The 25,858-nt window shown below is 45.3% G+C and carries 27 protein-coding genes and 1 tRNA gene; 10 read left to right on the forward strand and 18 right to left on the reverse strand.

Annotated elements, in window-relative coordinates:
• Position 1: 1 nt before the first annotated feature.
• Positions 2–700 carry a Uma2 family endonuclease gene (locus N0824_RS14525; RefSeq protein ID WP_108937264.1) on the reverse strand — a complete coding sequence of 233 codons (699 nt, stop codon included), beginning with the start codon at positions 698–700 and terminating at the stop codon, positions 2–4.
• 619 nt (positions 701–1,319) lie between these two features.
• On the opposite strand from N0824_RS14525, the gene N0824_RS14530 reads away from it, so the two are divergent.
• Positions 1,320–1,928 (forward strand): PEP-CTERM sorting domain-containing protein, encoded by a 609-nt coding sequence (locus N0824_RS14530; protein ID WP_233256450.1) that lies wholly within the window; start codon positions 1,320–1,322, stop codon positions 1,926–1,928.
• A gap of 421 nt (positions 1,929–2,349) precedes the next feature.
• Here N0824_RS14530 and N0824_RS14535 read toward each other — a convergent pair whose 3' ends face one another.
• Together N0824_RS14535 and queD are read right to left on the reverse strand one after the other, a co-directional pair.
• The gene (locus N0824_RS14535; protein ID WP_108937266.1) at positions 2,350–2,793 is read right to left on the reverse strand and encodes a DUF29 domain-containing protein; all 444 of its coding nucleotides are present in this window, start codon (positions 2,791–2,793) and stop codon (positions 2,350–2,352) included.
• A 105-nt stretch (positions 2,794–2,898) separates the two neighbouring features.
• On the reverse strand, positions 2,899–3,273 hold the full coding sequence (queD, locus tag N0824_RS14540; protein ID WP_108937267.1) for a 6-carboxytetrahydropterin synthase QueD: 375 nt from the start codon (positions 3,271–3,273) through the stop codon (positions 2,899–2,901).
• Positions 3,274–3,733: 460 nt separating this feature from the next.
• On the opposite strand from queD, the gene N0824_RS14545 reads away from it, so the two are divergent.
• The 4 genes from N0824_RS14545 (at position 3,734) to N0824_RS14560 (ending at position 7,977) form a co-directional block, all read left to right on the forward strand.
• On the forward strand, positions 3,734–4,417 hold the full coding sequence (locus N0824_RS14545; protein ID WP_108937268.1) for a PHP domain-containing protein: 684 nt from the start codon (positions 3,734–3,736) through the stop codon (positions 4,415–4,417).
• Between the two features lie 229 nt (positions 4,418–4,646).
• Positions 4,647–6,545, forward strand: a complete 1,899-nt coding sequence (locus N0824_RS14550) for an NAD(P)H-quinone oxidoreductase subunit F (protein ID WP_108937269.1) — start codon at positions 4,647–4,649, stop codon at positions 6,543–6,545.
• Between the two features lie 149 nt (positions 6,546–6,694).
• Positions 6,695–6,766 (forward strand) — tRNA-Thr (locus N0824_RS14555).
• Between the two features lie 323 nt (positions 6,767–7,089).
• The gene (locus N0824_RS14560) at positions 7,090–7,977 is read left to right on the forward strand and encodes a lipid kinase (RefSeq protein ID WP_108937270.1); all 888 of its coding nucleotides are present in this window, start codon (positions 7,090–7,092) and stop codon (positions 7,975–7,977) included.
• Positions 7,978–7,979: 2 nt separating this feature from the next.
• Here the strand turns inward: N0824_RS14560 and N0824_RS14565 are convergent, their stop codons facing one another.
• Together N0824_RS14565 and N0824_RS14570 are read right to left on the reverse strand one after the other, a co-directional pair.
• A complete protein-coding gene (locus N0824_RS14565; protein WP_108937271.1) occupies positions 7,980–9,035 on the reverse strand; it encodes an amino acid ABC transporter substrate-binding protein in 1,056 nt (351 codons plus the stop codon).
• A 24-nt stretch (positions 9,036–9,059) separates the two neighbouring features.
• The gene (locus N0824_RS14570; RefSeq protein WP_108937272.1) at positions 9,060–9,800 is read right to left on the reverse strand and encodes a TIGR00297 family protein; all 741 of its coding nucleotides are present in this window, start codon (positions 9,798–9,800) and stop codon (positions 9,060–9,062) included.
• A gap of 46 nt (positions 9,801–9,846) precedes the next feature.
• Between N0824_RS14570 and N0824_RS14575 the strand changes: the two genes are divergently transcribed.
• A complete protein-coding gene (locus N0824_RS14575) occupies positions 9,847–10,551 on the forward strand; it encodes a cytochrome b/b6 domain-containing protein (RefSeq protein ID WP_108937273.1) in 705 nt (234 codons plus the stop codon).
• Between the two features lie 101 nt (positions 10,552–10,652).
• Here the strand turns inward: N0824_RS14575 and N0824_RS14580 are convergent, their stop codons facing one another.
• The 4 genes from N0824_RS14580 to N0824_RS14600 all read right to left on the reverse strand — a co-directional run bounded on the left by N0824_RS14580 (position 10,653) and on the right by N0824_RS14600 (position 13,885).
• Positions 10,653–11,270, reverse strand: a complete 618-nt coding sequence (locus tag N0824_RS14580) for a bifunctional 2-polyprenyl-6-hydroxyphenol methylase/3-demethylubiquinol 3-O-methyltransferase UbiG (protein WP_108937274.1) — start codon at positions 11,268–11,270, stop codon at positions 10,653–10,655.
• A gap of 291 nt (positions 11,271–11,561) precedes the next feature.
• The gene (locus N0824_RS14585) at positions 11,562–11,801 is read right to left on the reverse strand and encodes a 2Fe-2S iron-sulfur cluster-binding protein (RefSeq protein ID WP_108937275.1); all 240 of its coding nucleotides are present in this window, start codon (positions 11,799–11,801) and stop codon (positions 11,562–11,564) included.
• Between the two features lie 9 nt (positions 11,802–11,810).
• Complete coding sequence (gene cobQ, locus N0824_RS14590; RefSeq protein ID WP_108937276.1) at positions 11,811–13,286, reverse strand: cobyric acid synthase CobQ; 1,476 nt, start codon at positions 13,284–13,286, stop codon at positions 11,811–11,813.
• Positions 13,287–13,483: 197 nt separating this feature from the next.
• Positions 13,484–13,885 (reverse strand): Npun_F0494 family protein, encoded by a 402-nt coding sequence (locus tag N0824_RS14600; protein WP_108937277.1) that lies wholly within the window; start codon positions 13,883–13,885, stop codon positions 13,484–13,486.
• A gap of 115 nt (positions 13,886–14,000) precedes the next feature.
• Between N0824_RS14600 and N0824_RS14605 the strand changes: the two genes are divergently transcribed.
• The 3 genes from N0824_RS14605 to N0824_RS14615 all read left to right on the forward strand — a co-directional run bounded on the left by N0824_RS14605 (position 14,001) and on the right by N0824_RS14615 (position 15,776).
• Positions 14,001–14,303, forward strand: a complete 303-nt coding sequence (locus N0824_RS14605; protein ID WP_002801943.1) for a hypothetical protein — start codon at positions 14,001–14,003, stop codon at positions 14,301–14,303.
• Between the two features lie 55 nt (positions 14,304–14,358).
• Entirely contained in the window at positions 14,359–14,814 is a 456-nt protein-coding gene (locus tag N0824_RS14610) for a ferredoxin (RefSeq protein ID WP_108937278.1), read from the forward strand.
• Positions 14,815–15,095: 281 nt separating this feature from the next.
• Entirely contained in the window at positions 15,096–15,776 is a 681-nt protein-coding gene (locus N0824_RS14615; RefSeq protein ID WP_108937279.1) for a response regulator transcription factor, read from the forward strand.
• Positions 15,777–15,868: 92 nt separating this feature from the next.
• On the opposite strand, the gene N0824_RS14620 is transcribed toward N0824_RS14615, so the two are convergent.
• The 6 genes from N0824_RS14620 to efp all read right to left on the reverse strand — a co-directional run bounded on the left by N0824_RS14620 (position 15,869) and on the right by efp (position 20,056).
• Positions 15,869–16,273, reverse strand: a complete 405-nt coding sequence (locus N0824_RS14620; protein ID WP_002762845.1) for a DUF1622 domain-containing protein — start codon at positions 16,271–16,273, stop codon at positions 15,869–15,871.
• A gap of 112 nt (positions 16,274–16,385) precedes the next feature.
• Positions 16,386–16,985, reverse strand: a complete 600-nt coding sequence (locus N0824_RS14625; protein WP_002734165.1) for an ATP-dependent Clp protease proteolytic subunit — start codon at positions 16,983–16,985, stop codon at positions 16,386–16,388.
• A gap of 35 nt (positions 16,986–17,020) precedes the next feature.
• Positions 17,021–17,707 (reverse strand): ATP-dependent Clp protease proteolytic subunit, encoded by a 687-nt coding sequence (locus N0824_RS14630; RefSeq protein ID WP_002746650.1) that lies wholly within the window; start codon positions 17,705–17,707, stop codon positions 17,021–17,023.
• A gap of 139 nt (positions 17,708–17,846) precedes the next feature.
• Positions 17,847–18,833 (reverse strand): zinc-dependent alcohol dehydrogenase family protein, encoded by a 987-nt coding sequence (locus N0824_RS14635; protein WP_108937280.1) that lies wholly within the window; start codon positions 18,831–18,833, stop codon positions 17,847–17,849.
• 5 nt (positions 18,834–18,838) lie between these two features.
• Positions 18,839–19,333, reverse strand: coding sequence for an acetyl-CoA carboxylase biotin carboxyl carrier protein (gene accB, locus N0824_RS14640; RefSeq protein WP_108937374.1), 495 nt, complete (start codon positions 19,331–19,333; stop codon positions 18,839–18,841).
• Between the two features lie 165 nt (positions 19,334–19,498).
• Positions 19,499–20,056, reverse strand: coding sequence for an elongation factor P (gene efp / locus N0824_RS14645; protein ID WP_108937281.1), 558 nt, complete (start codon positions 20,054–20,056; stop codon positions 19,499–19,501).
• Positions 20,057–20,232: 176 nt separating this feature from the next.
• On the opposite strand from efp, the gene N0824_RS14650 reads away from it, so the two are divergent.
• Positions 20,233–20,550 (forward strand): DUF3067 family protein, encoded by a 318-nt coding sequence (locus tag N0824_RS14650; protein ID WP_002732720.1) that lies wholly within the window; start codon positions 20,233–20,235, stop codon positions 20,548–20,550.
• Positions 20,551–20,584: 34 nt separating this feature from the next.
• Here N0824_RS14650 and N0824_RS14655 read toward each other — a convergent pair whose 3' ends face one another.
• The 3 genes from N0824_RS14655 to N0824_RS14665 form a co-directional block, all read right to left on the reverse strand.
• Positions 20,585–24,031 (reverse strand): DEAD/DEAH box helicase family protein, encoded by a 3,447-nt coding sequence (locus N0824_RS14655; RefSeq protein WP_108937282.1) that lies wholly within the window; start codon positions 24,029–24,031, stop codon positions 20,585–20,587.
• Between the two features lie 228 nt (positions 24,032–24,259).
• On the reverse strand, positions 24,260–25,516 hold the full coding sequence (locus N0824_RS14660; RefSeq protein WP_108937283.1) for a restriction endonuclease subunit S: 1,257 nt from the start codon (positions 25,514–25,516) through the stop codon (positions 24,260–24,262).
• A 148-nt stretch (positions 25,517–25,664) separates the two neighbouring features.
• Positions 25,665–25,856, reverse strand: coding sequence for a hypothetical protein (locus N0824_RS14665; protein ID WP_104397518.1), 192 nt, complete (start codon positions 25,854–25,856; stop codon positions 25,665–25,667).
• Positions 25,857–25,858: the final 2 nt, after the last annotated feature.

The raw sequence follows: 25,858 nt of genomic DNA on the forward strand, positions 1-25,858 counted from the left end.
GTCACAACTGTGTCGGGTCAATGCCCAATTCGCGTAATCGGGCAAAAGCGCGGTCGCGCTCTTGTTGTGCTTGGTTGCGTTCCTGTTGTGCTTGGTCGCGTTCTTGTTGTGCTTGGTTGCGTTCCTCAAAGAGGGTTTCAGGGTCTTTAAATCGTTCCCCATTGGGATAAAAGACCTCTAAACCCTCTTCAAACATCTCAAACCGAATCCCTAGGATTGGGGAAGTCCAAGGAAAATTCAAGGCCGTCACCGGGAAAAAATCCTCCTGCTGATTGGCCCGCACCAATCCCCAGAAATCATGGGAGTCTGGGTCATAGAAAAACATTTCTAATACCCCATGCTCCCGATAGAAAGACTGCTTTTTGAGCATTTCCCTGGCACTATTGCTCGGAGAGAGGATTTCAAACACTACCTGGGGGGCAATATTGTCTTCTTCCCATTGTTTATAGCTGCCGCGCTCACCAGGTGGACGGCCGAAAACTACCATGGCATCGGGAGCTTGACGGGGAGCGGGGGGTACAGTTACCTGCTGGGGATACCAGAGCAAATCCCCAGCGACAAAGACGGTTTGCTCTTTAAATAAATACTTGAGATTGGCAACCAAGCGAACAATCCAGCGATATTGAACTGTGTTGTCGGCCATAGGTTTACCGTCGGAGTCAGGATAGAAAAGTTGGAGTTCGATGGGTGCTTGAACCATGCTTTATCTCTTGCGATCGCATTTTGGCCTGACTTTATTGTATCATCGAGCTATTGACAAAAGCAGATATCAGCCCTTGCTGAGAATTTGCCGCCGATTGAGAACATCGCCTCGTTGCTTCAGTCGATGGGGTTGGTTGAGCAGATATTTTTCCCGATTCCAATTATGAAATCTCCTCGTGAAGGGGAATTGAAACAGATAGAATCTGGCAGGATTTTAAAGATTCATTAAAGCCAATAGTAAGGGCTTCAAATCTACAAAAGCAAATAGTAAGCTGTACTGCATTTAAACTGCGTCTTGGATATTTTAGTACAAATGCTAAAACTTCCTCTCTAATGTTCCACAAGTGCTTCGCCATTGTTCTGCTTATCTTAATGATAACCTTGTTGAATTCTATTTTTTACCCCTTAAGTATTTCTGTTTATTACCAAAGTGAGATGCTTCTTATTACCAAAGTGAGATGCTCCCGTATTTTCCTAAATGTATGGTAGAAGCATCTTGCCTGACAACGAGGGCAGAACCACATTTTTTAAGAGGCATTTAGTTATGAAATTAGTAAAACTTATTCAACACTCCATCGGGGGGGGGTGTAATACTTATCAGTCTGGCGACAGCCAATGTGGCTCGGGCTGCCTTGATCACATTCGACGATCTTATCGCTGGGCAGACCAGTTATTCTTTTGATGGTGATGGTGATGGGAGCGACGATGTTATCTTCAGCACTATCGATCCGTCTGGTTTCAACACTATAGGTCCGGGACTATTTCAGAGCTACATTAATGAACCAGGACTTGAAGGTACTTCACTGTTAAATCCTGATTTAAGGGTTGATTTTCTTGTAGGAGCGAAAGATTTCTTAAAATTTGGTTTTGCACTTGATAGTGTTTCTGAAGGACCTGGTACTTTTGCTTCTTTTCAGGTCTTTGATAGCAGCAATAACCTACTTGCTTCCTCTACTGTTCCTGGTCTCTATAGTCCAAGCAGTTTTCCTGAAGGGTTAATTAATGTAAACTTTTTAGGAACAGCTTCTTACGCCCTCTTCAATTTTAGCAGTGACTTTGGACGCTATATCATTGATAATTTTGAGGGAACTTACGGAACCACTGAGGTGGAAAGTGTTCCTGAACCCTCTTCTACATTAGGCATTCTTGCTCTGGGAGTTCTAGCGGCAGGTTCTTGTTTCAATCGCAAACTATCTCAAGGGAAGAAGTCAAAACAGGACAATTGAGTTGAGAACTTTGGGATTTATCCCCCCTTAATCTTCCATGAATAAGGGGGATATCTGACGGTTTTTAACACCTACCTACATATAGAAAAATAGGGGTTGGGTTGAGCAATAGCAAGGACCAACCTGCTATTTTATAATTGTCAAAGGCAAACCTTTTTCTTTTCTAACTTCTCAACATAAGTCAATCGCCTCTTTGATATTTTGTAGAGCTTCTTCTTGAGTCTAATACTGACTCAGACATCCCGGAATAATAGGACATTCCACAATGTACCATCCAGGGTAAGCGCATCTAAAAATGTAAGTAGCTGGTTATAATTAAATTAAACATGGATTTTAAGTTCGATCCCCCCTGCCCCCCTTAATAAGGGGGGTGCCGATAGGCGGGGGTATCTGAAACTTTTTAATACCCACCTACTTAGTATTAATCCGGTAGATATTCAGGATCGAGGATGTCAGTTTTGGCAAAAGGACAGATTTCAGGAAAAGTTTTTTTATCTAACCCTGTTTCTCTAGCGGCAAGTAGGCAAGCATTTTGATAACACTGAACAAAAACTTCCTCAAAATATACCTTGAGACTGGGGCTATCTTCAAAAACGTCCAACAATCTCAAACATTGTTCGGTGATAGAATACTGCCAACTATGAGAACGTTTAGAGGGTTGATACTTCCATTTAAGCAGGTGAAGCAATAGCTTTTCTAAATTACTTTTCAAAGCCTTTTTATCACTCCTACCCATTGCCTCAATTTCCTCAATCAGATTTTCTAAATCGAGGTACTCCCACTTACCTTCTTTAAGTAGGTTAGCAGTTTCTTCTACCCACAGATTAAAGTCTGTGTCATAAAGTTTCTTGGCAGTAGATAGCATATCAGATTTCTCCTACCTCCTTCATCTGAGAGGATTGTGACTGGGAATCTTATAATTTTCGTGGGATAGGTTTGCAATCCATCCTAGCTAATGATAGTTTGCCGATTAGGGATAATAGGTACATCCAGAGGTACAGGTTTCGCAGATTTCGACGGCATGAAGGTTGGGTAAACCAGCTTTTGCCAATTTTTCATAGATCCAGCGTGATAATTCTTCACTGGTGGGATTTTCTAAACCAGTGGTTTCATTGAGATAATGATGGTCGAGAAAATTATCGAGTAACGGTTGTAAATATTGTTTAATTTCACCAAAATCCATCACCATGCCCTGTTGTGAGCCTTGGGACTGTAAATAATGACTTTTCACATAGACGCGTCCTAACCAACTATGACCGTGGAGACGGCGACATTTACCTTCATAATGGGGTAAATGATGGGCTGCTTCAAAGCGAAATTCTTTGTAAATAATCCATTCTGCCATGGTTAATTGGTCGATACTGTCGGTTAGATCTGGTTTATTTATTTCGCCACCGATAGTTATCCATTCTAGTCAAAACTTTAGTATTCTTAGTCCATAGTAAGCTGTTAGTGTATCTAAGTTACTCGTCAAGACTGTCTATGAGAAGGGAGCGGGGAGAGGGAGCCAGAACACTTGTACCAAAAAGCGTACATAGGGCTGGCTGAATAAATCTGAAATATGGACGAATTAAGGGTTTTAGGGGCCTGTTTCGCGAAACAGGTGCAAGATTTTGAGTCCTGTAGGGGCAGCGATAACCGATAATCAGCGCGGAGACAGAAGAAGGCTCCGATTCCCGCTTAATATTCATTGACGAACAGTCTCTAAAGGTGTTAGCGGTAACAGCAGCTACCCAATTTTTTTTGGTATTTGCTATGCTGATTGTTAACAATTTGTAATCTTTGGGAAATTTCCTTAATACTGCATGGTCGTTTCTGCTACAATTCCACCCCTAGCTCAAGATACCCTCGCCCTGAAAGCGGTGTGGGCAAATATTGGCTATGATAGTTGTCCCTACCATTACAATTTCCATCTTCACACCCATTGTTCCGATGGTCAAATGACTCCCCAAGGCTTGATGAGACAAGCGTTAGACATCGGACTAAAAGGATTAGCAATTACCGATCATCACTCGATCGAAGGTTATCGACAAGCCCAAATTTGGCTAGAAAATCAGCATTTAAAGAGTTCTCTACCCCATCTCTGGACAGGGGTAGAAATTACGGCGAATCTCTTAGACACAGAAGTGCATATTCTTGGCTATGGTTTCGATCCCGCTCACGTTGTCTTGACTCCCTATCTGCAAAGAACCAAACCAGAAGGAGATCTGGCTTTAGCCTCTAGAGTCATTAAAAGTTTACAGCAAGCGGGGGCTTTAGTGGTTCTCGCCCATCCCTTTCGTTACCATCGCCCCGCGGCCGATTTAGTGGCGGCGGCGGTAGAATTGGGTATTGATGGTATTGAGGCTTTTTATGCCTACGGCAATCCCAAACCCTGGCTACCCAGTCAACGGGAAACAGAACAAGCTCTCGCGCTTAGTCGTCAATATCAATTATTCGCCACCTGTAGCACCGATTCCCACGGTAAATCTTTATTACAGCGCATTTAGCCTGATCGCGGGATTAACTGTAAAATACTTAAATTGACTAAACTCGATCCCTGCTCGATCGAGTCTTGGTTTTTTATAGCCGTTGATCAGTGATCAGTAATCAGTAACCAGTAACCAGTGAAAGAGCCTAAATTTGTTGAAAATTGAAAACTTAAACCTGATAACTTAAAACTTAAACCTGATCACTGATAACTGATAACTGATAACTGATAACTGAATAACCCCCTGAATGAAAGATTTATTCCTTTACACTTGCTGGTTAATTCCCATTTATGGCTTAATTGGTTCGATTTTAACCTTGCCTTGGTCTTTAGGCATAATTAGTCGCACCGGTCCGCGGCCGGCGGCTTATATTAACCTATTGATGACCGTATTAGGGTTAATACACGGATCGATCGCTTTTAACCAAATTTGGCATCGAGAGACGATTAAACTGGCTTTTGAATGGGTAAAAGTGGCCGATCTTAGTTTATCCCTTTCGATCGAACTTTCTCCCGTCAGTTTGGGGACGCTGGAACTGATTACCCTCATCAGTCTCTTGGCCCAAATCTATGCCCTTGGCTACATGGAAAAGGATTGGTCTTTGGCGAGATTTTATGGCTTAATGGGCTTTTTTGAGGCAGCTTTAGGAGGAATTGCCCTTAGTGACTCTCTACTATTCAGTTACGCTTTCTTAGAGATGTTAACGGTCTCTACCTATCTCCTCGTCGGTTTTTGGTATGCTCAACCTTTGGTAGTAACCGCGGCCCGAGATGCCTTTTTAACCAAGCGCGTCGGCGATATTATTTTATTGATGGGTTTGGTGGCTCTGTCCAGTTACGGAGAGGGATTGAGTTTTTCTCAGTTAGAAAATTGGGCGGTAAATAACCCTGTACCGCCTCTGACGGCGACTTTGTTAGGATTAGCCCTTATTGCTGGTCCAACGGGTAAATGCGCCCAATTTCCCCTGAATTTGTGGCTAGATGAGGCGATGGAGGGACCAAATCCAGCCGGAATCCTGCGGAATTCGATCGTGGTTTCAGCCGGGGCCTATGTTTTAATTAAGCTGCAGCCGGTGTTTACCCTATCTCCGATCGCTGCTGATGTTTTAATAGTGTTGGGGACAATGACGGCAATTGGTACTTCTCTGATGGCCTTGTCCCAAATTGATATTAAACGGGTTTTATGCCACTCCACCAGTGCCTATCTCGGTTTGGTCTTTATTGCGGTGGGATTAGGTCATGTGGATATCGCTTTACTAATTTTATTCTCCCATGCGGTGGCAAAAGCCTTATTGTTTATGAGCGCAGGATCATTAATTCTCACCACCAGTAACCAAAATATCACGGAAATGGGGGGAATTTGGGCAAGAATGCCGGCTACAACCATGGCTTTTTTAGGAGGTTCCGCGGGGATGACGGTTTTAATGCCCCTGGGGATGTTTTGGACGTTAAAACGGTGGTTAAGTGGCGAATGGGCGATTCCTTGGTGGTTATTAGCGGTTTTAATCTTTGTTAATTGTCTTAGCATCATCAATCTTACTCGGGTCTTTCGTTTAGTCTTTTTGGGACAAACCCAAAGTAAAACCCATCGCACCCCGGAAGTGGCTTGGCCGATGGCTTTGCCCATGGTAGCATTGATTTTAATCGTTTTATTGGCCCCGATTATTCCCCTACGTTGGGATTTTTGGCTATCTTTCACCAATCCCCTCCTTAATAACCAGAGTTTCACTATTGTCTGGGGTTTTCCCTTACTGATGGCCTCTGGGGTAATTGGCCTAGTTATCGGGTTAACGGTAGAGTTAAGACGAGCTTGGGCGAGACCAACTGGGTTAATCCTGCGATTCCTGCAAGATTTGTTCGCTTATGACTTCTATCTTGATCGCATCTATCAGTTTACCGTGGTTTTAGCGGTGGGCAGCCTGTCAAAAATTACCGCTTGGATCGATCGTTATATTATTGATGGTCTGGTTAATTTAGTCAGTTTAGCGACGATTTTTAGCGGCAGTGCCTTAAAATATAATGTTTCCGGTCAATCACAGTTTTATGTTTTGACTATTCTTTTGGGAATAGGGGGATTAATCTGGCTCTTATTAAACGGTCAATGGTCACTGATAACTAATTATTGGTCATCCCTTTTGACTCATTGAACGTCCGTGTATTGGTCCCTAGTCTTCCGGCAGCTGACTAGGGAGGGAAAGCAGCGGGTTGAACATGATCGACAAGAAAAAATATCCACACTTCGACAAGGCTCAGTGACCACTTGGTCTATTTATGTTATAATGGGTTGGTCAAAAATGCTGGTGTAGCTCAGTGGTAGAGCAGCTGATTTGTAATCAGCCGGTCGCGGGTTCAAATCCCATCACCAGCTTGTGGGAAAACCAACTGTTTTCAGTCCCTACAAAGCTTTGGTGGCTCGGGTTGTGGCAAAAAGTTTTTCGGTGGGTGTAGGGTGTAGGGTGTAGGGTGTAGGGTTTTACCCATTTTCAGGTGGTCAATTACCTAATTTTCAGGGAAAAAGTCCCGGAATTTTACCCCCGATCACTCCCAGGCCCGGCACTTTTTGAGGGGAAAAAAGTCTAAAAGCCTTATCCAACAAGGTTTTTAGATTTATTCAGCAAAGTCTATATACAATCTCTCAAAAAGCTGGTGTTGGTTTATCTTCAGATATTGATGCTACTGAGAAACTTACCTATGACTAAAAGAGCTTTACTACTAATTAATCGTCACTCGCGCAAGGGTAAAGAAAACTTTGCTCAAACTGTCGAGCTGCTCAATCATTGGGATTTTGAAATTATCAGCGTCCCTTTGAAAAAGGTAGAAGATATACCTTTTTTGCTGGAAAAATATCGCTATGATATTGATTTAGTTATCGTCGGTGGTGGCGATGGGACTCTTAATGCTATGGCGGATATGTTGGTAGAAACTCAACTGCCCCTAGGTATTATACCTTTAGGAACGGCTAATGATTTGGCCCGGACTTTAGGGATACCGAATTCTATTGCCGAAGCCTGTCGAATTATTGCGGAAGGTAATTTAAAATATATCGATCTAGGTTGGGTAAATAATAAATACTTTTTCAACGTGGCTAGTTTAGGATTAAGTGTGAAAATTACCCAAAAACTGAGCAAGGGTTTAAAGCGACGTTTGGGAATTTTTGCCTACGCTTGGACAGCCTTACAGGTATTAAGTAAAACCCGTCCTTTTACCGCTATGATCCGTGTTGATGGTCAAAATATCAAAGTTAAAACCCTACAAATAGCGGTCGGAAATGGTCGTTATTATGGGGGAGGAATGCCGATCGCTCACGATGCCCAAATTGACGATCAAAGGTTAGATTTATATAGTCTAGAAATTCAACACTGGTGGCAAATTTTCCCGCTTTTATGGACATTACCGCGAGGACAACAGGGTTTATTATCTTGGGTGAGAACTCTTAAGGGGAAAGAAATTCAAATTCAGACTCGTAAACCCCATAGTATCAACACCGATGGCGAAATTACTAGCACTACTCCCGCCATGTTTCGAGTTATTCCGGCCGCCTTAGGAGTCTATATTCCCCGTCAGGAAACACAATCTTAAAATTAACGAAAAGGAGGAGAATACAATAAACCCCCCTTTGTCCAAAGATTATTTAAACCTCGATCGAGTTGCAGGGGTTTGCCGATTTCCCGATCATAAATTTCACCGTAATTACCCACCTGTTTTAAGACTCTTTGGGCAAAATCATTGGGTAAACCCATATCTTCGCCTAACTTCTCATCAATACCCAAAAAGCGCCGAATACTGGGGTCTTTGCTGTCGGCAAAAGTGGCAATATTTTGGGAGTTAATCCCGAATTCTTCCCCTTGAATTAAACTAAAAACGATCGAGCGGACGGCATTCGACCAAGGGGGATCACCATCGGCCACGGCTGGGGCCAAGGGTTCCTTAGATATTACCACTTCTAATAATTGATGATCCTGCGGTCGGGGAAAAACCGAGCGCCGGGCCACCAATTGGGAGCGATCGGAGGTGACAGCCTGACAGCGCCCCGCCTGATAAGCTGTATATAAGGCCTCCACATCATCGGAAACGATCGGTTTATAACCTTGAACTGCCGCTTTTGCCATGGCATCGGCCAGATTTTGTTCTGTGGTGGTTCCCGATAGCACACAAATGGACTTTCCGCTTAAATCTTCTAATTTCTTAACATTACTGGCTTTTGTGGCCATAATTCCCTGACCATCATAGAAAACCGGGGTGATAAACTCCATCCCCAGGGCGGTATCCCGGTTAATCGTCCAGGTGGTGTTGCGACTGAGGATATCCACTTCTCCCGTCTGTACGGCAGTAAATCTCTCTTGGGGGCTAAGTTTACGATATTCGACTTTGGATGGATCATCAAAGAGTGCCGCCGCAATAGCTCGGCAAATTTGCACATCTAAGCCCGAATATTCGCCTTTTTCATTAACAAAGCTGAACCCCGGCACTTCTCCGTTAATACCACAAATTAACTTACCGCGATTTTTCACCGTTTGCAAGCGGCCCGCATCGGGACTATTGGCAGTGGTAGAACTAGAATTAGGTTGATTTTCCGTCCCACAGGCAGCAATTAGCAGTAACAGCAGGGAAAATGCACAAAAACGCCACTTTAGCATAGATATTTCTTTAGTCACTTAATTTTAGCGGAAAGACCAGAGCAAGCTTAACAGTATGGACACGATCGCACCGATAACCGTATTGATCACATTGACCAATTCATTAGTTAACCACAGAAAGCGAGTTTGTAGAGTAGCACCGATGAGACTTTCGATATTGGTGGCGATAAATGCCGCAATTACGCACCATAACACACCCAGAAGATCGATCGCACCGATACCCCATGCTAACAGGGAAATCGCCGTGGCTGCCAGCAAACCGGCGAGCGTTCCCTCTAAACTAACAGCCCCTTCCGTTCCCCGGGGGACGGATTTAAAATTAGTAATCAGATAAGTGGTTTTACCGTAAGCTTTGCCCACCTCACTGGCAGTAGTATCGGCTAATTTAGTGCTAAAACTAGCCACATAAGCGAGTATTAAGAGGTAATCCCAGGGAGAAGCGGCAAAAAGACTGAGGATAGCGCAAATTGCCCCCGCTAAAGCGGAACCCCAGACATTTTCTGGACCGCGTACCCCCGCTCTTTTTTCGGCGATTCCCTCCGCTTCCTTGCGCGCTAAACCGATGCGGGTGACAGTAGAACCGACGAGGAAATAGAATAAAACAATCAGATAACCGCGCCATCCCAAGCTTCCCCAGACAATTACCCCTAAAACCCAAGCATGGAGATAACCCATCGGAGTTAAGAGCTTTTTTGGCGCAATTGCAGCGATTCCGAGGAGGACGGTATTGAGAAGAACAGCGACGAGCCAAGGATGAGTTAACATAGTATCTGGGCAGAGTTTACCTTCCCCCATTGTATCGATCGAGTCGATGAAAACTAATCAACCTTATCAACCTCTTTTACTGCGAATTCTGCACGGATTCACGGGAATTGCCCTCATTGCCGCCATGGTTACGGCCTATTGGACCTATGATACTTTTGACGGTCGTTGGTTAAAACTGCCCTTACCAGAATATCGAGAAATTGAAAGTATTCATGGCACTTTTGGCCTCTATACTCTGATTATTTTTCCCGTTTTTGCTATCTATGCTTTTCGTCGGGGCAACAAAAGATTAATTCAAAGTGATTCTCTTAACAAATTAACCCAATTTGGTAAGCCGATTTGGTGGTATAGTCTCCATCGTTTAGTCAATACTTTGATTCTTTTTTCCCTAACTTTTGCTTTGTATAGTGGCCGGATGATGGATTCCGAATGGCTACCAGAAGGGGAATTAAATCACTTTTGGTATTATGCCCATTTGATCAGTTGGTTAATTATGGCAGTAGGTCTGATCCTGCACCTACTCATGACTGCTAAAGTGGGAGGGATTCCCCTATTATTATCTATTCTTAAATGGCGTTTTCGTGAACAAGATAATCCGAAATTATGGTTATCTCAATTACGTCAATGGCGGTTAAATTTGCGTCTAGCCAATACTTTTCAGTGGCTACAATCTCTTAACTTATATAAAGTCTTAGAGATTGTTATTTTATTGGCTATTATAGCGGCTTGGATTGTTCCCAAGTTTGACTAAGCTGTACTATATTTAAACTGCACATTGGGGATTTTAGTACAAATGCTCAAATTCCCCGCTCTCACCCTCTCCTATACCTTTTAAACAGGATTTAGTATAATTTATTGACCCCGACGAGCGAGAATAATCATCGTCTTTGCTAAGGGAGCAATACGACCAATACGATAGATTTTCTCTACCGATAAATTAGCTTCTGTTAACAGTTTTGTGATAGTTTTGACAGACCAGAATTTAATATGTCCGTGATCCCAAAGAGCGGTAAAATGCTCGTCCATCTTACCCGTAGCCGCTAGGACTAAATTTTTGAGATAACTATGATAGGGAGTGGATATCAGCGCATATCCTCCGGGTTCCAGCAGATTATAAACGGTCTTAGCATAATCGCGCGGAGCATAGACGTGTTCTACCACTTCCAAACTAATTAGCAGCGGAAAAGTACCAAATTTACTAGCCAGATCATCATAGGCGGAGCCAACGTATAGATCAAGTTCAGGATAGGCTTTTTTTGCCTCTGCTATCCCCGATTCGGAAGGATCGCAGCCACTGACTTGAAATCCTTTTTCTGATAGCCAATTAGCGATCGAACCGTTGCCACAACCGAGATCAAAAATACGCTTTTCAGGAGGAGCAAGATCGGCAAAAATCTGACTTAGAGAGGGGAGCAAATAAGCGTGGGCAGTCCCACAGCAAGAATTTTGATAATGATAATAATCTGACATATTTTAAAACAGTCAATATGTATGTAAGTGTTTTGCGTGGCATCACCACTATCGCACGGTAATACAAAAAGTAACTTTTGTCAAGGGTTTGGTGAAATTTATTCTTACATCCCATTGATAGGATATACCATGGCATTTTATCAATATATTGCATATACTATTATCAATAAAAATGATGCAAAAATTAAAAACCTTCGCTTATGTGAGAATTCTCCGAGTCATTATTCTCCTAGTTAGAAGTCGTAAACTTAACATTAATAGCTGACCTCTGTTATCAGAAAACCTTAACAACTACCAAAGCGGATCGGAGTATAAATGAACGGTTAAAGAATCTCGATCGCTGGGGATACCAGTAATACAACTGCAAATTTGAGTACCATCATCTAATTCTACCTCGCAAGCGTGACAGGAACCCATTAAACAGCCAGTAGGAATGTCAATTCCTGCTTTTTTGGCTACATCTAATAATAGTTCTCCCGTTTCCGCTTCTATGATGATATCATCGGGTAAAAAACGCACTGCAATAGTCATAGTTTCTCCTTACAAATGAGCAAAAATAGGTTTAAGATTTAAATGTTCTTCCAGTAAATTAGCCATCTTATCGAGGGTTATTTCTCTTTGTTCACTATAGTTAGCAATTCCCGTCGGCAAAGATAATAAACCGCGACGCTGACGCAGATGATTTAGCCAATTTCTTCGCCAAGAACCATTATCAAAGATACCATGTAAATAACAGCCCCAAATTGACAGAGAATCATTGACAATTCCTAGACTAGCATCTTCCTCGAACATTTTTTGATAACCTGATTCACTTTCCCATTGGCTTATTCCCTGGTGAATTTCGTATCCTGTTACTGGTAAACCAGCTTGGGGATAATTGGATAAAACTTGTCGTTGACGGGTAATTTTTTCGGCAGTAATTACCGTTTTTAACGGCAGTAAATTTAAGCCAGCTGCCTCACTTTCGGGACCTTCTCGATGGTCAGGATCCAGAATTAATCGCCCTAACATTTGCAAACCACCACAGATGCCAAAGATAATACCTCCCCTTTGGTGATAGGCTTGTAATTGATTAGCCATACCACTTTGATTAAGAGCAATTAAATCAGCAACAGTGGTTTTAGAGCCGGGGATAATTACCCCATCGGGATCACCTAAAGATTCCTGTAATTCTAGATAACGGACATTAACCGTTGCTTCACCACAGAGAGGGTCAAAATCAGTAAAATTAGCGATATGAGGCAGACGAATGACACTGATATTTAGTTCAGCTTTGGGTTTTTGGGCGGGGCGATCGAGTAAACTAAGAGAATCCTCGGCACTTAAAAAGATATCACTATAGGGAAGAACTCCTAAGACGTGAATTTTTGTATAATCTTCTAGCCAAGTAATTCCCGAATCTAAGAGAGATTTTTGTCCGCGAAATTTATTGATCACAATACCTTTAATTAAAGCCCTTTCTTCCGGTTCTAATAATTCTAACGTACCGACGACGTGAGCAAAAGCCCCCCCGCGATCAATATCCACCACTAAAATAGTAGCGGCATCGAGATATTTAGCCACCCGCATATTAGTTAAATCGCGATGTTTGAGATTTATTTCCGCCGGACTTCCCGCACCTTCACAGACAACTAGATCAAATTCTGTTGATAATTTAGCTAAAGATTCTTTAATTGCTTGCCAACCTTGCTCAAAATAATTCTGATAATAATCCGCTGCCGTGGTGACACCCACAGCCTTACCTTTAATAATCACCTGAGAGGTCATATTTCCCTGGGGTTTTAATAAAATTGGGTTCATTTCTACCCGGGGAATTGTCCCCGCGGCCCATGCTTGCACCGCCTGAGCGTGACCCATTTCTCCCCCTCCGGCGGTAACATAGGCATTAAGGGCCATATTCTGACCTTTAAAGGGTGTTACTTGCCAGCCTTTCCGGTTGAATAAACGACATAAAGCCGCAGTTAAAAAAGATTTACCCGCGTGGGAGGTTGTCCCCACTACCATAATTGCTTTCATCTAGTTTTTTTTATTGAGTATTTAATTTTTGGGAATTAGGAATTATGAATTATGAATTGGGAAGTGGGAATTAGGAATTGGAGAGTGGGGGGAATAAATAAAAATAATCTCCCGACTCCTGACTCCTGACTCCCGACTCCTGACTCCTGACTCCCGACTCCCGACTCCTGACTCCCGACTCCCGACTCCTGACAGCATTAAAAAGAAAACCAACGTTGCAGAGTATTGACAAATCTTTGCCAGAAAGTGGGTTTAGGGAAAAAGTCCCCTTGGGGTTGCCATTTTTCTATTAATTTTCTCCCTAAAGGAGTGAGACGAAAACTATCGGTTATCCCCTGTCCATCTACTTCGCGCCGCAAAATTCCCACTTTAATCAACCAGAGAAGATAGCTTTCCGCTGCCGCTTCCGTCAGCAGTCTGGAAGTATAACCTTTCTCTAAACCTCCGGCACCCGGAATGCTTAAAAGTGATACACTTTGCTCCAGCATAGCGGCAAATAAGGTGACACGGAAAGGAGAACAACAGAGGGCGCGTTCGGCCCTAGTGATGGTAGCATCAGGATAATTGATGGCGGTAACGGTGGCAGTCGATAGGCTCATGGATTCCGGTCATTTAGCTATGGATAAACTCATTGTTACATTAATTCTGCGCCAACCCCTGTCAACCCCAATCACCGATAAAATAGGGATGAAGTGTTAAGTAGCTTGAGTGTTTATGCAGTCTCCCGAACCGTTCGATACTAAATATACCCCAGAGGAAGTGGAAGTGGAAATCGAAACCGACGATTTTCCCCCCCTTGATACCCCGGTTAGTTTCGCTGCCACTCTCGAAAAAGTGAAAACTTGGTACGGCAGCCTGTCCACACCGGCACAGGTAGTCGTGGCAGTGGCGGGGGTTTTTGTGGCTCTTTCGATTTTAACGGCGATTTTACGCCTAGTCAGCGCAGTTTTAAGCGCTTTAATCCTCGCCGCTATCGTTTATCTCATCTATCGTTACATCCTCAAACCGAAAGTTTAGTCGGCTATGCACATTTTCTGTTCAATGTCAAGAGTTTAATTGATAAAAAAAATTTATGGAAGAAGCGGACACCAGAGATATCTTAGGGGAAAATGTGGCTAAGTTGGGATTGGCCCAGATCCAGCGTCATCTATTTCTCTGCTGCGATCAGACTAAGCCAAAATGCTGTGACAAGGAAGAAGGGTTAGAAGTGTGGGATTATTTAAAGAAGCGGTTAAGTGAATTAGAACTCGATCGCCCTAGCGCCGACCGTCCGGGCTGTATTTTTCGCACTAAAGCCAACTGTTTGCGGGTTTGCAGCCAAGGCCCGATTTTATTAGTGTACCCGGAAGGAGTCTGGTATGGAAGGGTAAACAAGGAAGCGATCGAAAGAATTATCCAAGAACACCTAATCGGTAATCAAATCGTCACCGAATATGCTTTTCTTCGCCACGATTTACCGGCAATTTCCCTGAACTGTCCAGAAGAAGAACCCGAAACAATAGAGGAAAACAGGCTTAAAACTAGCTGAAACAGAATAAACCTCTTGTAAAAATCAAAAATTGTTGTTAGGGTGAGTAGTCAGTAGTCAGTAGTCAGTAGTCAGGAGAATTAAGAATGAATAATAATCAATTAAATGGTCTATTTACAGATTTTAGGCAATTTAATCATTATTTTTGCCGTTTTTGAACCCTGAAAAATTAATTATGCAAGAGGTTTAATTAACTACACATATCTAACTACCTGTTGCCTCTTGCCTATCGATCCTTTGTCCGTCTCCATTCCCCCAACCCTACAGCGTGGAAAATAGCGATGAAAGAGACCAACAAAGACAATAAACAACTTTTATTAATCGACGATGACCCAAATTTAATACTTTTGGTGAAGGATTATCTAGAGTTTCGTGGTTATAGGGTGACAACCGCAGAAAACGGTCCCGAGGCCCTAGAAATCCTCGAACGCGGGGCAAATACTGCCAAAGCATCGGAAATCCCCGATATGATTATCTATGATCTGATGATGCCGGAAATGGACGGTTATGCCTTCCTCGAAAAAATTCGTCAGGACAGTCGTTTTAGTTGCATTCCCGTGATCTTTCTCTCCCCTGAGGGGCAAAGTCAGGACAAGATAACAGGTGTAACCGCCGGGGCCGATTTTTATATGGTCAACCCCTTTGAACCAGAAGAATTAGTGGCCAGGGTGGAGTCTTTCCTCAAACAAGCAGGCCGGTTGCCGAAACGCACCTCCCGCCACCATTCCTCGGATGTCACCCCTGTTCAAGTCCAGGGTAATGTGGAATTAACCCCAACGGAGTTAAAAGTAGTACAATTGGTCGCCCAGGGCCTGGCTAATCGGGAAATCGCCGCAAAATTCAATGTTAGTCAACGGACAATCGAAAGTCATGTGTCGAATATGCTTCATAAAACCGGTCTTCATAATCGCACGGAATTGAGCCAGTGGGCGATCGAAAGTAATAAGCTGTTGACTATCTAGAGCTTGCTGAAAAACTTTTTTAGCATACCCTCAATAGTCAACAGCTTATCAGGGGTTAGGTCAGGTGATTGTCAACTCACCTTTTTTTGGCATTAAAAATCCCTGAGATTGTCCTGGGCTGCTAGTTGCGATCGCTCTTTTTCCATGGACAATTCCGTTTCCAATTCTTGGCTGAGGAAATAGTTGAGGAAAGTTCGGATAATAGCAATGAGGGCGAGTTGTGCCAAGGCTTCTATAGTAGGTGTGACGGTGGTAGCCACGATGTCTCCACCTAACTGAAACTCTAGGGCTAAAGATAGCCAAGTACCGAAACGAATGCGAATTTGATTGAAGGAAAAAGGGGGAAGACTGCGACGGTGACGATTAGACTGCCAAGCTAATTGTAGGGTTTTAATTAATCCGATCACCACACAAGCGATCGAAATACTTTCTAGGCAAAACTTGATGATTGCCACCGCAGAGATCAAGCCTGTTTCTAACGTTGCTAAAAATTCCATACCCAACAGATACCCTCTTATGGGATTATCCGATCAACCAACCTACCATCTAAGGAAGTTTGTCCAATGGCAGTTAGAACAGGTTTCTCGCCTGTTCTAACCTCTGACTGACTTAAGCCGGTCTTCCCTCCACCACCTTATCGATTAAACCGTAGGCGACGGCTTCCTCGGCGGAGAGGAAATAATCGCGGTCCGTGTCTTTTTCGATGCGTTCGATGGTTTGTCCGGTGCGATTAGCCATAATTTCGTTTAATTGCTGGCGAATACGCAGGATTTCCTTAGCTTCAATGTCGATATCCGTCGCTTGCCGGCGCCCGGTTCCGCCCATGGGTTGGTGAATCATAATCCGCGCGTGGGGAAGGGCGAGACGCTTACCCGGACTCCCAGAAGCCAGTAAAAATGCCCCCATAGAGGCCGCTAATCCCACACAGATAGTCACCACTTCCGCTTTGATGTACTGCATGGTGTCGTAGATGGCCATACCGGCGGTAACGGAACCCCCCGGCGAGTTGATATAGAGATAGATGGGTTTAGTGGGATCTTCCGAGTCGAGATAAAGCATTTGGGCCACAAGGGCATTGGCTAACCCGTCGGTGACTTCCTGCCCCAGAAAAAGAATGCGTTCCACCGAAAGACGGCTGTAAATGCTAATCCACTGTTCGTATTGGCTACCAGGCAGACGGTAGGGAACTTTTGGCACACCGATAGGCATAATTGGTAACAACTCCTGCTAATTTGTAATAAATCTTAACTAACTTGGGCGAGGGGTTTTGGTAGTTCCTTGCGACTTTCGAGAACGCGATCGATTAATCCGTAGTCTTTCGCCTGTTGTGGGGTGAGATAGAAGGTGCGATCCATATCTTTCGCCAGTTTTTCGGTGGTTTGACCCGTATTTTTCGAGAAAATCTCTAACATCGTCTGTTTGTTGGCGATTACTTCTTTGGCACGAATCTGGATATCGGTGGCTTGTCCCTGGGCCCCAGTGCGATTTTGGTTGAGAACAATGGTAGCGTGGGGTAAGGAGGCGCGAAAACCCTTGGTTCCTGCGGAAAGAATCATCGCTGCAGTTCCCATCGCCTGTCCGATACAGATAGTATGAACGGGAGGTTTAATGTAGTTGAGGGTGTCACAGATGGCGAAAGCTTCGGTTTCGTAGCCGATCGCGTCGCCAGTGTACCAGGATGTGCCGGTAGAGTTGATATAGAAGAAAATCGGTTTTTCGGGATCGTCAAATTGCAGGTAGAGCAGTTGGGCGATAATTAATTCCGTCACGTCCACCCCGACATTGCGCTTGACATCATCGGAGGAAAATAAGGGCAACCCCAGATAGACAATTCTCTCTTTGAGCAGGAGAGATTCTAAGTCTGGTGGTGGTGTCCGATAGGCTGCATCCCCATAATAGGCAGTTTGTACCGCTTTAATCACTGAGTTCATCGAGTTTTTCCGTCATACACAGTATCCTGCTTTTGATTTTAACGTAATCAGGTTGACCGATCGGCAAAAGTGTAGCGGTGGTTTGCCTTCTCCCTGCTTTAACAACTTCTGCTGTTCACCAGTAGTAACAAGCAGATTTCTAGTCAATAATTAGGGCAATTTTCCCCGTCACCGAACCAGTTTCTAGGAGTTGATGGGCGCTGATAGCTGCCGCTAAAGGGAAGGTTTGGGAGAGATGAATGGTTAACTTTTTCTCGTCAATTAAACGCGCCCCTTGTCTGAGAATTTCTGTTTGATATTTTTGCGCTTCTGGCAGTCCCATCAAAGCCGGGGTTAACATTAATTCTAAACTAATCCGCAAATTGCGATCGCGTGCTTCCTTCCAGCTGCCCGTAGGTTCCAAAATCGTCACCATATCGCCGTATACTCGCACCGCTCGGCAAGTTTGCCTAAAAGTTTCCCCTCCCACCGTATCAAAAGCGATATCTACTCCTTTCCCTGCGGTTTCTTGAAGTATCGCCGCGACAAAATCGGTTTGTTTGTATAAAATCGGGTAATCTGCCCCTAATTGCCGCACTAAACGCTCTTTATCGCTATTTCCCACCGTCGTATAAACTTTAGCCCCTTTCAGTTTCGCCAATTGAATCGCAACATGACCAACACCCCCGGCCCCGCCATGGATAAGTACGCTTTGTCCCGATTGCAGACGGGCGCGATCGTAGAGTGCTTCCCAAGCGGTGATTAAAACCAAAGGTACAGCGGCCGCCTCGGCAAAAGAAAGAGATTTCGGCTTGTGGGCTAGATAATCCGCCTCGATTAGGGCATATTCGGCATAATTTCCCGTGCCGGCCTTGCCCAGTCCGCCGCTACAAAAGTACACTTCATCCCCGGGGCGAAAATCCTGCACCGCCGACCCAACGGCCTCGACAATTCCCGCCCCGTCACAGCCCAAAATGGCTGGCATTTGCTCGGGGTAAAAAGTGCCGCGTTTACGAATTTTTGTATCAATAGGGTTGACACCAGCCGCTTTTAATGCTACTAAAACCTGATGCGGTTGACTAATTTTCGGGGTGGGGACTTGCTGAAGTTGCAGCACATCCACGGCGGTCATGAGGATAGCTTTCATTCTATCTATTCGGGATTAACCCACATTAACGTCTGGCCAAATTCTACCGGTTCACCGTTAGCGACGGCGATTTCGACGATTTGCCCGGCCACTTCCGCTTCGATTTCGTTCATCAACTTCATCGCTTCGATAATACAGACCGTTTGTCCGACCCGGACTCGATCGTTTTTTTCCACGAAAGAGGGTTCATCGGGAGCGGGAGCGCGATAAAAAGTGCCGACCATGGGAGAGGTAATCGCCAGCCATTTTTTATCAATAGCGGCGGCCGCGGGTTCGGGAGTGGGGGTTTCCAGGGCCAGGGTGGGACTGGCGGCTACCACTGGAGGGGCGACCGGGACCGTCACCACCGGCAAGGGAGCGGGGAGAGGCCCAAGGGCAGTATTAACGGTTCCTTTGCGGATATTTAGCTCCAAATCTGCACTTTTCAGGCTAAATTCACTGATATCCGTTGCTGCCAATGTTTTGATCAGTTCTCGAATTTCGTTGTAATCAATAGTCACCGCGCTGAAATCCCCCCGCAAATAAAAAGCAACAAATCCAAATTCGCCCCCACCAAACCGTCGATTTTTCCCATCTAGCGGCTAAGTTTTGGGAAATAGGCTCAGAACACTGGCTTTAGTCCTAAACCCGTCCCTAAGCCCTTATTTCTGGGCTTCTCATCACAATTATTCCCGTCCCAGATAGGAACCATCCCTGGTATCCACTTTAATCCTTTCACCGATGGAAATAAACAGAGGAACCATCACCTGCGCTCCCGTTTCTACGATCGCCGGTTTGGTGCCACCGGTGGCCGTATCTCCCTTGACTCCCGGATCTGTATCGGTGATTTCCAAGATTACCGAGGTAGGCAATTCCACATCTAACACTTGCTCATTCCAAAAGAGAATATTAACTTCCATTCCTTCTTTCAGATACTTGGCTTGATCGCCCATTTGTACCGGGGTGAGAGTTGCTTCCTCAAAAGTCTCCATGTCCATGAAGACAAACTGATCGCCTTCTTTGTAGGTGTGCTGCATGGTACGCTTTTCGATCGTGGCTGAGGGCAAGGTTTCCCCGGCCCGGAACGTCCGTTCTACCACGTTGCCGGTCTGGACATTTTTTAACTTGGTTCGCACGAAGGCCGATCCCTTACCCGGTTTGACGTGCAGGAATTCCACCACCCGCCAGACAGAGCCATCTATCTCGATGGTTGTGCCACTCCGAAAGTCGTTACTCGAAATCATGAAATGCTGTTTAGGCCAAGAAAGATCAACATTCCATTTTACATACTCGCCGTACCGAAAAAAACTTTTTTATGGGAATTTCTCTGAATCGAAGGGCGGCGGACTAACCTAGGGGCAGCAGCTAAAAGTAAGTTAGAATTAATTGACTGACTGACATCTGAGAAGCGATAGCAACCATGACGGGTGTGGACTTACAGCAATTATTACTAGAAAAATGGGGTCGTTCCTACGATATCCAGCTACGACGCATCAAAGATAAGGTTCATGTCCAGGTAATGTGGAAATATCTCGAACAAGCTTCTTTTCCCCTCTCCGAGTCTGAATATTTGGAACATCTCAATGCGATCGCTAATTATCTCCACGAATGGGGTGGTGTTAGTCAATTTCAAGCTTTTATCCGCGAAACCCGCGAGCGTCCCCGTCTCGGTAAAGCGGTTAGTCTGCCCCTAGATCTGGGTGAAAGGGCATCGGAATGGCTGATCAGTGATCAGTGATCAGTTATTACAATTACATCAACCGCGCTTGTTCTTAAACCGCATCAACGGACTCATTAAACGCTCGCAAAATCGAGACGATCCGATCAGCTTCCTGATCATTAAACATCCCATCTAGACCTTCGGGATGGTTATCAGTAAAGGGAGGCTCGTAGAGCGCCCCCGGATTGATAACTCCGTTTTTAGCGAGCATATCGATGATATTTTCGATAAAACGGATTTGATTGGCCGAGAAGTTTGTCCCCTGCAAATAACGGGCAAAAGCTTGTTTAGCCGCCTGGCGTGCCGCTACGCGGATCCCTGCGGGATCAAGTCCGACGATTTCCAGGATCAGAAGCTTGAGGCTTTTCGTCTGGCCAAAAACCTCCTCAAAACGCTGACGGCTCTCAATTTCTGCGGCCGAAAATAGCATCTCCTCTAGGGCAGATAAATCCCTGTCCGTTAGGGGGATATTGCGCCGCAACTTAGCGATCGCAAGGTGATCCTGATGCTGACGGATATAGGCCTCGACTTTCCGGCGATACTGTTCGCGACTAAAACCGGTCTGATGGGTGGGAATATCGACAATCTGCACCTCCCCCATCTCATCGACAAAATCGGTGATCACGATCTGCTGCTTTTGGCGATCAATAAACTTGACCAGATCCCGGACACGCACCCGAATCCCCTCCACTCCCGACGGCGTTGCGCCGGTCCACCAGCTTTCGTCCTGCACCTCGCGAATAAAGGCCAATTGTCCCTTAATCATCGGGATATCGGGCTTAGTCTCCAGTTGACCGAGAATATCCCGCACTTTGTCCCGCAATCGCTCATAAATACGGTCGGCCTTGAGAATGGCTAATTGCAGTTTCACACAGAGAAGGTCGAATTCCTTGGCCAGGGGATCCTCATTGGGCAGACTATTGGGTAAACCGGCCAAGCAGTCGGCAATGGTGGCCGCGTCCTCCTGACTGAGGTTGTTCCAACGCTGGCGCTGACTAAAGGTTTCCACCTGCGGCAAGCGACGACGCACGAGGAAATTATCCCGGGGCATGGTGGCGATGTGTTGATGGAGTGCATCGAGCAAACTCGTGTATAGGTCGCCGGATCGATCGACTTTGTAAGTAGAGGACTGCTCTCTTGCCCTAGGTGTCGCGCTTGGCTTGGAGGGAGCGAGACGGGTTGCCAACTCGAGGCGATGTTTCACTAGGCGACTGGTGAGGCTTTCGGGTATTTTCTGGCTTGTTTCATCGATATCCTGCTCGAAATACTCGAAATTCCCGCAGAGGTCAAAGACCAGAAACTCGGTTTTATGGTTGCCAGACCCAAACAAATCCTGACAGAGACGGGTCCCGCGCCCGATCATCTGATTGAACTTCACCCGGGAGAATACGGGCTTAAAAAAGACCAAATTGACCACTTCCGGCACATCTACGCCGGTATCGAGCATATCCACCGAGACGGCCAAAATCGGTTCTTTGTTGACCTCGCTGAAGTCATCGAGCAGACTCTGGGCGTATTTGTCGTGACTGTCAATAATTTTGGCGAAATGACCTTTGTAGTGAGGATAGTTACTGTTAAAGCGATCGCAGATACATTGGGCGTGTCGGTGATTACGGGCAAAAATAATCGTTTTACCCAATCGATCGCCACTGTTGACCTTTAGCCCCCGTTGCATCAATAATTCTAATGCTTGATCCACGGTGTCGATATTGAACAACCAGTCATTAAAGGCAGCTGCGTTAATTGCCTGCGGTAGTTCGCCGCTTTCCTCGTCCCGGAACTTCTCCTCGTAGTCTAGCTGCTCCTGTGGGGTTAGATCGCTGTATTTAACCCCAGTACGCAGAAACTTAAACGGTACAGTAACGCCCTTGGGGGGGACGAGGTAGCCATCCCTAACGGCATCATTTAACTCGTAGGCGAAGGTAGGCACGCCCTGGGGTAGCTGGAAAATGCGGTAGGTGTCCCGGTCTATTTCCGAGCGCGGCGTGGCAGTTAGCCCCACCAGCAGGGCATCGAAATAATCGAATATTTCGCCGTATTTCTGATAAATGGAGCGATGGGCCTCATCGATGATCACTAGGTCAAAATAACCCACCCCAAAGATTCGCCCCTCTCCATCCATGTGATCGATGGCGTTGAGCATGGTTTGATAGGTGGAGAAGAGGACGTTAGCCCCCGTCACGTCCTTGCTGCGGGTCAGATGCAGGACGGTAACGCTGGGTAGATGCCGCTGAAAGGCTCGATAGGCTTGCTTTAATAGGGCATTGCGATCGGCCAGAAACAGGACTCGGTTTACCCAATTGGCGCTCTTGAGCAGTTCCACCAATGCGATCGCAGTTCGGGTTTTGCCGGTTCCGGTGGCCATAACCAAGAGGGAATTACGGGCGCACTTTTCTTCAAAGGTTTCGGTGATGCGGCGGATGGCCTCTTTCTGGTAGGGACGGCCGACGATATCCTCGTTAATGGCGGTGTCCCTGAGGCGTTTACGGTGGGAACGGCGGAAAATTAGCCGTTCTAGCTCGGTTTTTCGCAGGAAACCGAGGACGGGACGGGGGGGATAGGCGAGATCATCCCAGAGATAGGTTTCATAGCCGTTGCTGTAGAAAATAACGGGGCGTTGGTTGTAGTTTTTTTCTAAGCAGTCGGCGTAGAGTTTGGCCTGCTGTTGTCCGCTGTCGGCGCTTTTGCTGCTGCGTTTTGCCTCCACGAGGGCGAGGGGTTTGCCGTCGTCGCCCCATAGTACATAATCGGCGAAACCGCGTCCGGTATCTCCGGGCTTTTGGATGGGCATCCCCTGCAGCTCGAACTCAGTGACGTTGGCTGCTTTGGTATCCCAGCCGGCCTCTTGGAGTAGTACATCGATCAGGTAGCGGCGGGTGTCGGCTTCGTTGTAGTCGTGCCGGTCAGCGATCGCTCGATTTTGGGCGAGGAGGGCATCCCGTTCGGCCCTAGCGGCTGCGAGTTCGGCCTCGGTTTGGCGCTGTTTTGCTTCGGCCAATTGGCGCAGGGCATCGCTTTGGGACAGGCGTTTTTCCAGGTCTTGCAGTTGTTTGGGAGCGGGGGGTGCGGCCGGGGGTATCTTCTGGCGATCGAAGCTAATATCGCCCAATTTTCGCCCATTCTGCCCATAGTAGCGCACCAGCCAGTAGGTGAGATGAAATAGTTCCTCGATCAGGTGCAGGGAGTCCCGTTCACTGATGAGGCTGGTATCGTGGGCGGCGTTGTTGCCGACTTTGTGGATGGTGCGAATTTTGCCGAAAAGTCCTGGTTTAAGGTTATCTTTAAAGGTTTGCTCGTGGATGAGAGCGCCTAGGCTATTGTCCCGGGGCGGTTGCAGGTAGGGGTCGTTTTCATAGAGCCAGCAGACCATTTGTTCTAGGACAAAACGGGTATAGAAGCAACTAGCCCGGGGGTTACTGAAGACTAATCCCTCCGCTTGGCTGGCATGATCGTAGATTGTCGGGAATTGATCTCGCAGGAAGGAGAAGTTTGAGTCCATATTGCGCTCCCCAGTCTATAACTTTATTATTCCCAAAGTTTTGGCTATCTCTATATTTTACCTGATTATTGTTTAACAGTTATATAAAAAAACAGCAAGTTCGGTTATTTTATCTAGGTTTTTCCCTCATGACAGTGTGAGATAATAGGAATCTTGGTTAATTGTCCAACGGTCTTTTTTAATGGCATTTCCCACAAGATTATGGCAGTAATCCGCCGGATGCCATGGCTACAGTTCCCCCCTAAATGCTCTTTGTAAAAGGGAATTAAAGAGATTTTCGGATTGTTCAAGATGCTCTACGCTGGCATTTTTAGCTTCTGTCAACTTTCGTTGAAAATCCAGATACCTTTTTTGCATCTCAATCGGTGGACATAAAACTTTTGTCGCTTTTACGTTTGAAGTGCTAATCGTATTAAGGCCAGATGTCGTTTTTCCAAATTTTGTTAATTGACAACGACCTCCCGCAGAATTAAGATATGCACTGATATAGATAGGTTCTGCTTTATCGGGATCGAGTCTGACGCGAATAAGATGGTTTTGGTGAACGCAATTTTCGATGGAACCATCCCATACAGAAGATCTTCCTATTTCCTCCTTGTTCCCATGACCTTCAACGATAAGTATATCCCCTGCTTTCATATTTATCCTTTCCAACTCAGAAGAAGTTACTCGGATGTTTTTGATTTCGTCAAGTAAAAGCTTATCTCTGTAAACATTTGCCACCCGAAGATAAGGAACTTCTAACGGCAGCTCTTTTCTTGCTGGTGTTACTTGTAATCCACCTTGTATTTGAGAAATTTTTCCTAAGTCTATAACCTCCCACCCTTTCGGATTAGTAACAGGATCACCGAACATCTCTAGGAAAGTTGATCGCAATAACTCCTCAGTCAACCGAATCGCCTCTTTGCGCTTGCGTCGCACCCCATCCGCTTTATCCAAAATTGCCGCAATTCTTCGCTGTTCTTCGAGGGGTGGGAGGGGGATTTCTAGGCTTAATAAGTCTTCCTTGCTGAGGTTTATCTGCACTCCGCCGCCAGCAAACCGTAAATAATGTTGTTTTGCCCTATTTGTACCTAAAACACGCTTGAGATAGGGAAAAAAAATAGAGTCTTTATCTTTTATGACTAATTTTCCTACACGTTGGTTAAGTAAAACATTTCTGCCCTTAGTAGAGACAACAGTTGGAACTCCTAATATTTTCGGTTCAGTTGCCATGTCGGTCATAGCAATTATGACATCATTATCTTTCAGCAAAAATTGTTGATATTTATCTGCGTATGGATCAGGTAGAAATTTTGGATGATAATCTAGATCAAATTCCCCATCTGGTCGAATATTACTCATTCGACAACTCAGTGTATTAGAAGAGTCAACGTAATCCGTTGATTTGAAGGCATAGCCATTTTGTAAATCACATAGGCTACCGAGTTTAACTATTTTCCAGTCATCGGGAAAAACACCCTTATTACTTGTATATAGCTTCATCCCAACATCTCCTTTAATGCGTGTAAAACCTGATCAATCTTATTTTCAAACATAAATCAAATATCCTTTCGGTGGACTAAATCGGTGGGTTACGACGGATTGTTAGATTGACTTTAACGCCTAGATTGTTGCCGTCTAACCCACCCTACTATAAACTCTTCTCCCCCCTTTTTAAGGGGGGTTGGGGGGGATCGGATGGCAGTGTGGCAAGCAAATCTAAGCACGCTGCTTCCGGTGTCCCCGGAGGTACTTCCAGAAGCGACTCAATCTCCAGTAAAGCGGCCTCATACTCGGATTCGGTTTTGAGAGGATGTAGGTCTAATGGCTGTAGATTTTTCATCT

It is taken from the genome of Microcystis sp. 0824, from assembly GCF_003112475.1.
GTDB classification, from domain to species: Bacteria; Cyanobacteriota; Cyanobacteriia; order Cyanobacteriales; family Microcystaceae; genus Microcystis; species Microcystis aeruginosa_C.

Excerpts from the sequence above, each read along its gene's own strand:
- N0824_RS14525 (WP_108937264.1), bottom strand. The coding sequence starts at position 700 with ATGGTTCAAGCACCCATCGAACTCCAACTTTTCTATCCTGACTCCGAC.
- N0824_RS14535 (WP_108937266.1), bottom strand. The coding sequence starts at position 2,793 with ATGCTATCTACTGCCAAGAAACTTTATGACACAGACTTTAATCTGTGG.
- queD (WP_108937267.1), bottom strand. The coding sequence starts at position 3,273 with ATGGCAGAATGGATTATTTACAAAGAATTTCGCTTTGAAGCAGCCCAT.
- N0824_RS14545 (WP_108937268.1), top strand. The coding sequence starts at position 3,734 with ATGGTCGTTTCTGCTACAATTCCACCCCTAGCTCAAGATACCCTCGCC.
- N0824_RS14550 (WP_108937269.1), top strand. The coding sequence starts at position 4,647 with ATGAAAGATTTATTCCTTTACACTTGCTGGTTAATTCCCATTTATGGC.
- N0824_RS14560 (WP_108937270.1), top strand. The coding sequence starts at position 7,090 with ATGACTAAAAGAGCTTTACTACTAATTAATCGTCACTCGCGCAAGGGT.
- N0824_RS14565 (WP_108937271.1), bottom strand. The coding sequence starts at position 9,035 with ATGCTAAAGTGGCGTTTTTGTGCATTTTCCCTGCTGTTACTGCTAATT.
- N0824_RS14570 (WP_108937272.1), bottom strand. The coding sequence starts at position 9,800 with ATGTTAACTCATCCTTGGCTCGTCGCTGTTCTTCTCAATACCGTCCTC.
- N0824_RS14575 (WP_108937273.1), top strand. The coding sequence starts at position 9,847 with ATGAAAACTAATCAACCTTATCAACCTCTTTTACTGCGAATTCTGCAC.
- N0824_RS14580 (WP_108937274.1), bottom strand. The coding sequence starts at position 11,270 with ATGTCAGATTATTATCATTATCAAAATTCTTGCTGTGGGACTGCCCAC.
- N0824_RS14585 (WP_108937275.1), bottom strand. The coding sequence starts at position 11,801 with ATGACTATTGCAGTGCGTTTTTTACCCGATGATATCATCATAGAAGCG.
- cobQ (WP_108937276.1), bottom strand. The coding sequence starts at position 13,286 with ATGAAAGCAATTATGGTAGTGGGGACAACCTCCCACGCGGGTAAATCT.
- N0824_RS14600 (WP_108937277.1), bottom strand. The coding sequence starts at position 13,885 with ATGAGCCTATCGACTGCCACCGTTACCGCCATCAATTATCCTGATGCT.
- N0824_RS14605 (WP_002801943.1), top strand. The coding sequence starts at position 14,001 with ATGCAGTCTCCCGAACCGTTCGATACTAAATATACCCCAGAGGAAGTG.
- N0824_RS14610 (WP_108937278.1), top strand. The coding sequence starts at position 14,359 with ATGGAAGAAGCGGACACCAGAGATATCTTAGGGGAAAATGTGGCTAAG.
- N0824_RS14615 (WP_108937279.1), top strand. The coding sequence starts at position 15,096 with ATGAAAGAGACCAACAAAGACAATAAACAACTTTTATTAATCGACGAT.
- N0824_RS14620 (WP_002762845.1), bottom strand. The coding sequence starts at position 16,273 with ATGGAATTTTTAGCAACGTTAGAAACAGGCTTGATCTCTGCGGTGGCA.
- N0824_RS14625 (WP_002734165.1), bottom strand. The coding sequence starts at position 16,985 with ATGCCTATCGGTGTGCCAAAAGTTCCCTACCGTCTGCCTGGTAGCCAA.
- N0824_RS14630 (WP_002746650.1), bottom strand. The coding sequence starts at position 17,707 with ATGAACTCAGTGATTAAAGCGGTACAAACTGCCTATTATGGGGATGCA.
- N0824_RS14635 (WP_108937280.1), bottom strand. The coding sequence starts at position 18,833 with ATGAAAGCTATCCTCATGACCGCCGTGGATGTGCTGCAACTTCAGCAA.
- efp (WP_108937281.1), bottom strand. The coding sequence starts at position 20,056 with ATGATTTCGAGTAACGACTTTCGGAGTGGCACAACCATCGAGATAGAT.
- N0824_RS14650 (WP_002732720.1), top strand. The coding sequence starts at position 20,233 with ATGACGGGTGTGGACTTACAGCAATTATTACTAGAAAAATGGGGTCGT.
- N0824_RS14655 (WP_108937282.1), bottom strand. The coding sequence starts at position 24,031 with ATGGACTCAAACTTCTCCTTCCTGCGAGATCAATTCCCGACAATCTAC.
- N0824_RS14660 (WP_108937283.1), bottom strand. The coding sequence starts at position 25,516 with ATGAAGCTATATACAAGTAATAAGGGTGTTTTTCCCGATGACTGGAAA.
- N0824_RS14665 (WP_104397518.1), bottom strand. The coding sequence starts at position 25,856 with ATGAAAAATCTACAGCCATTAGACCTACATCCTCTCAAAACCGAATCC.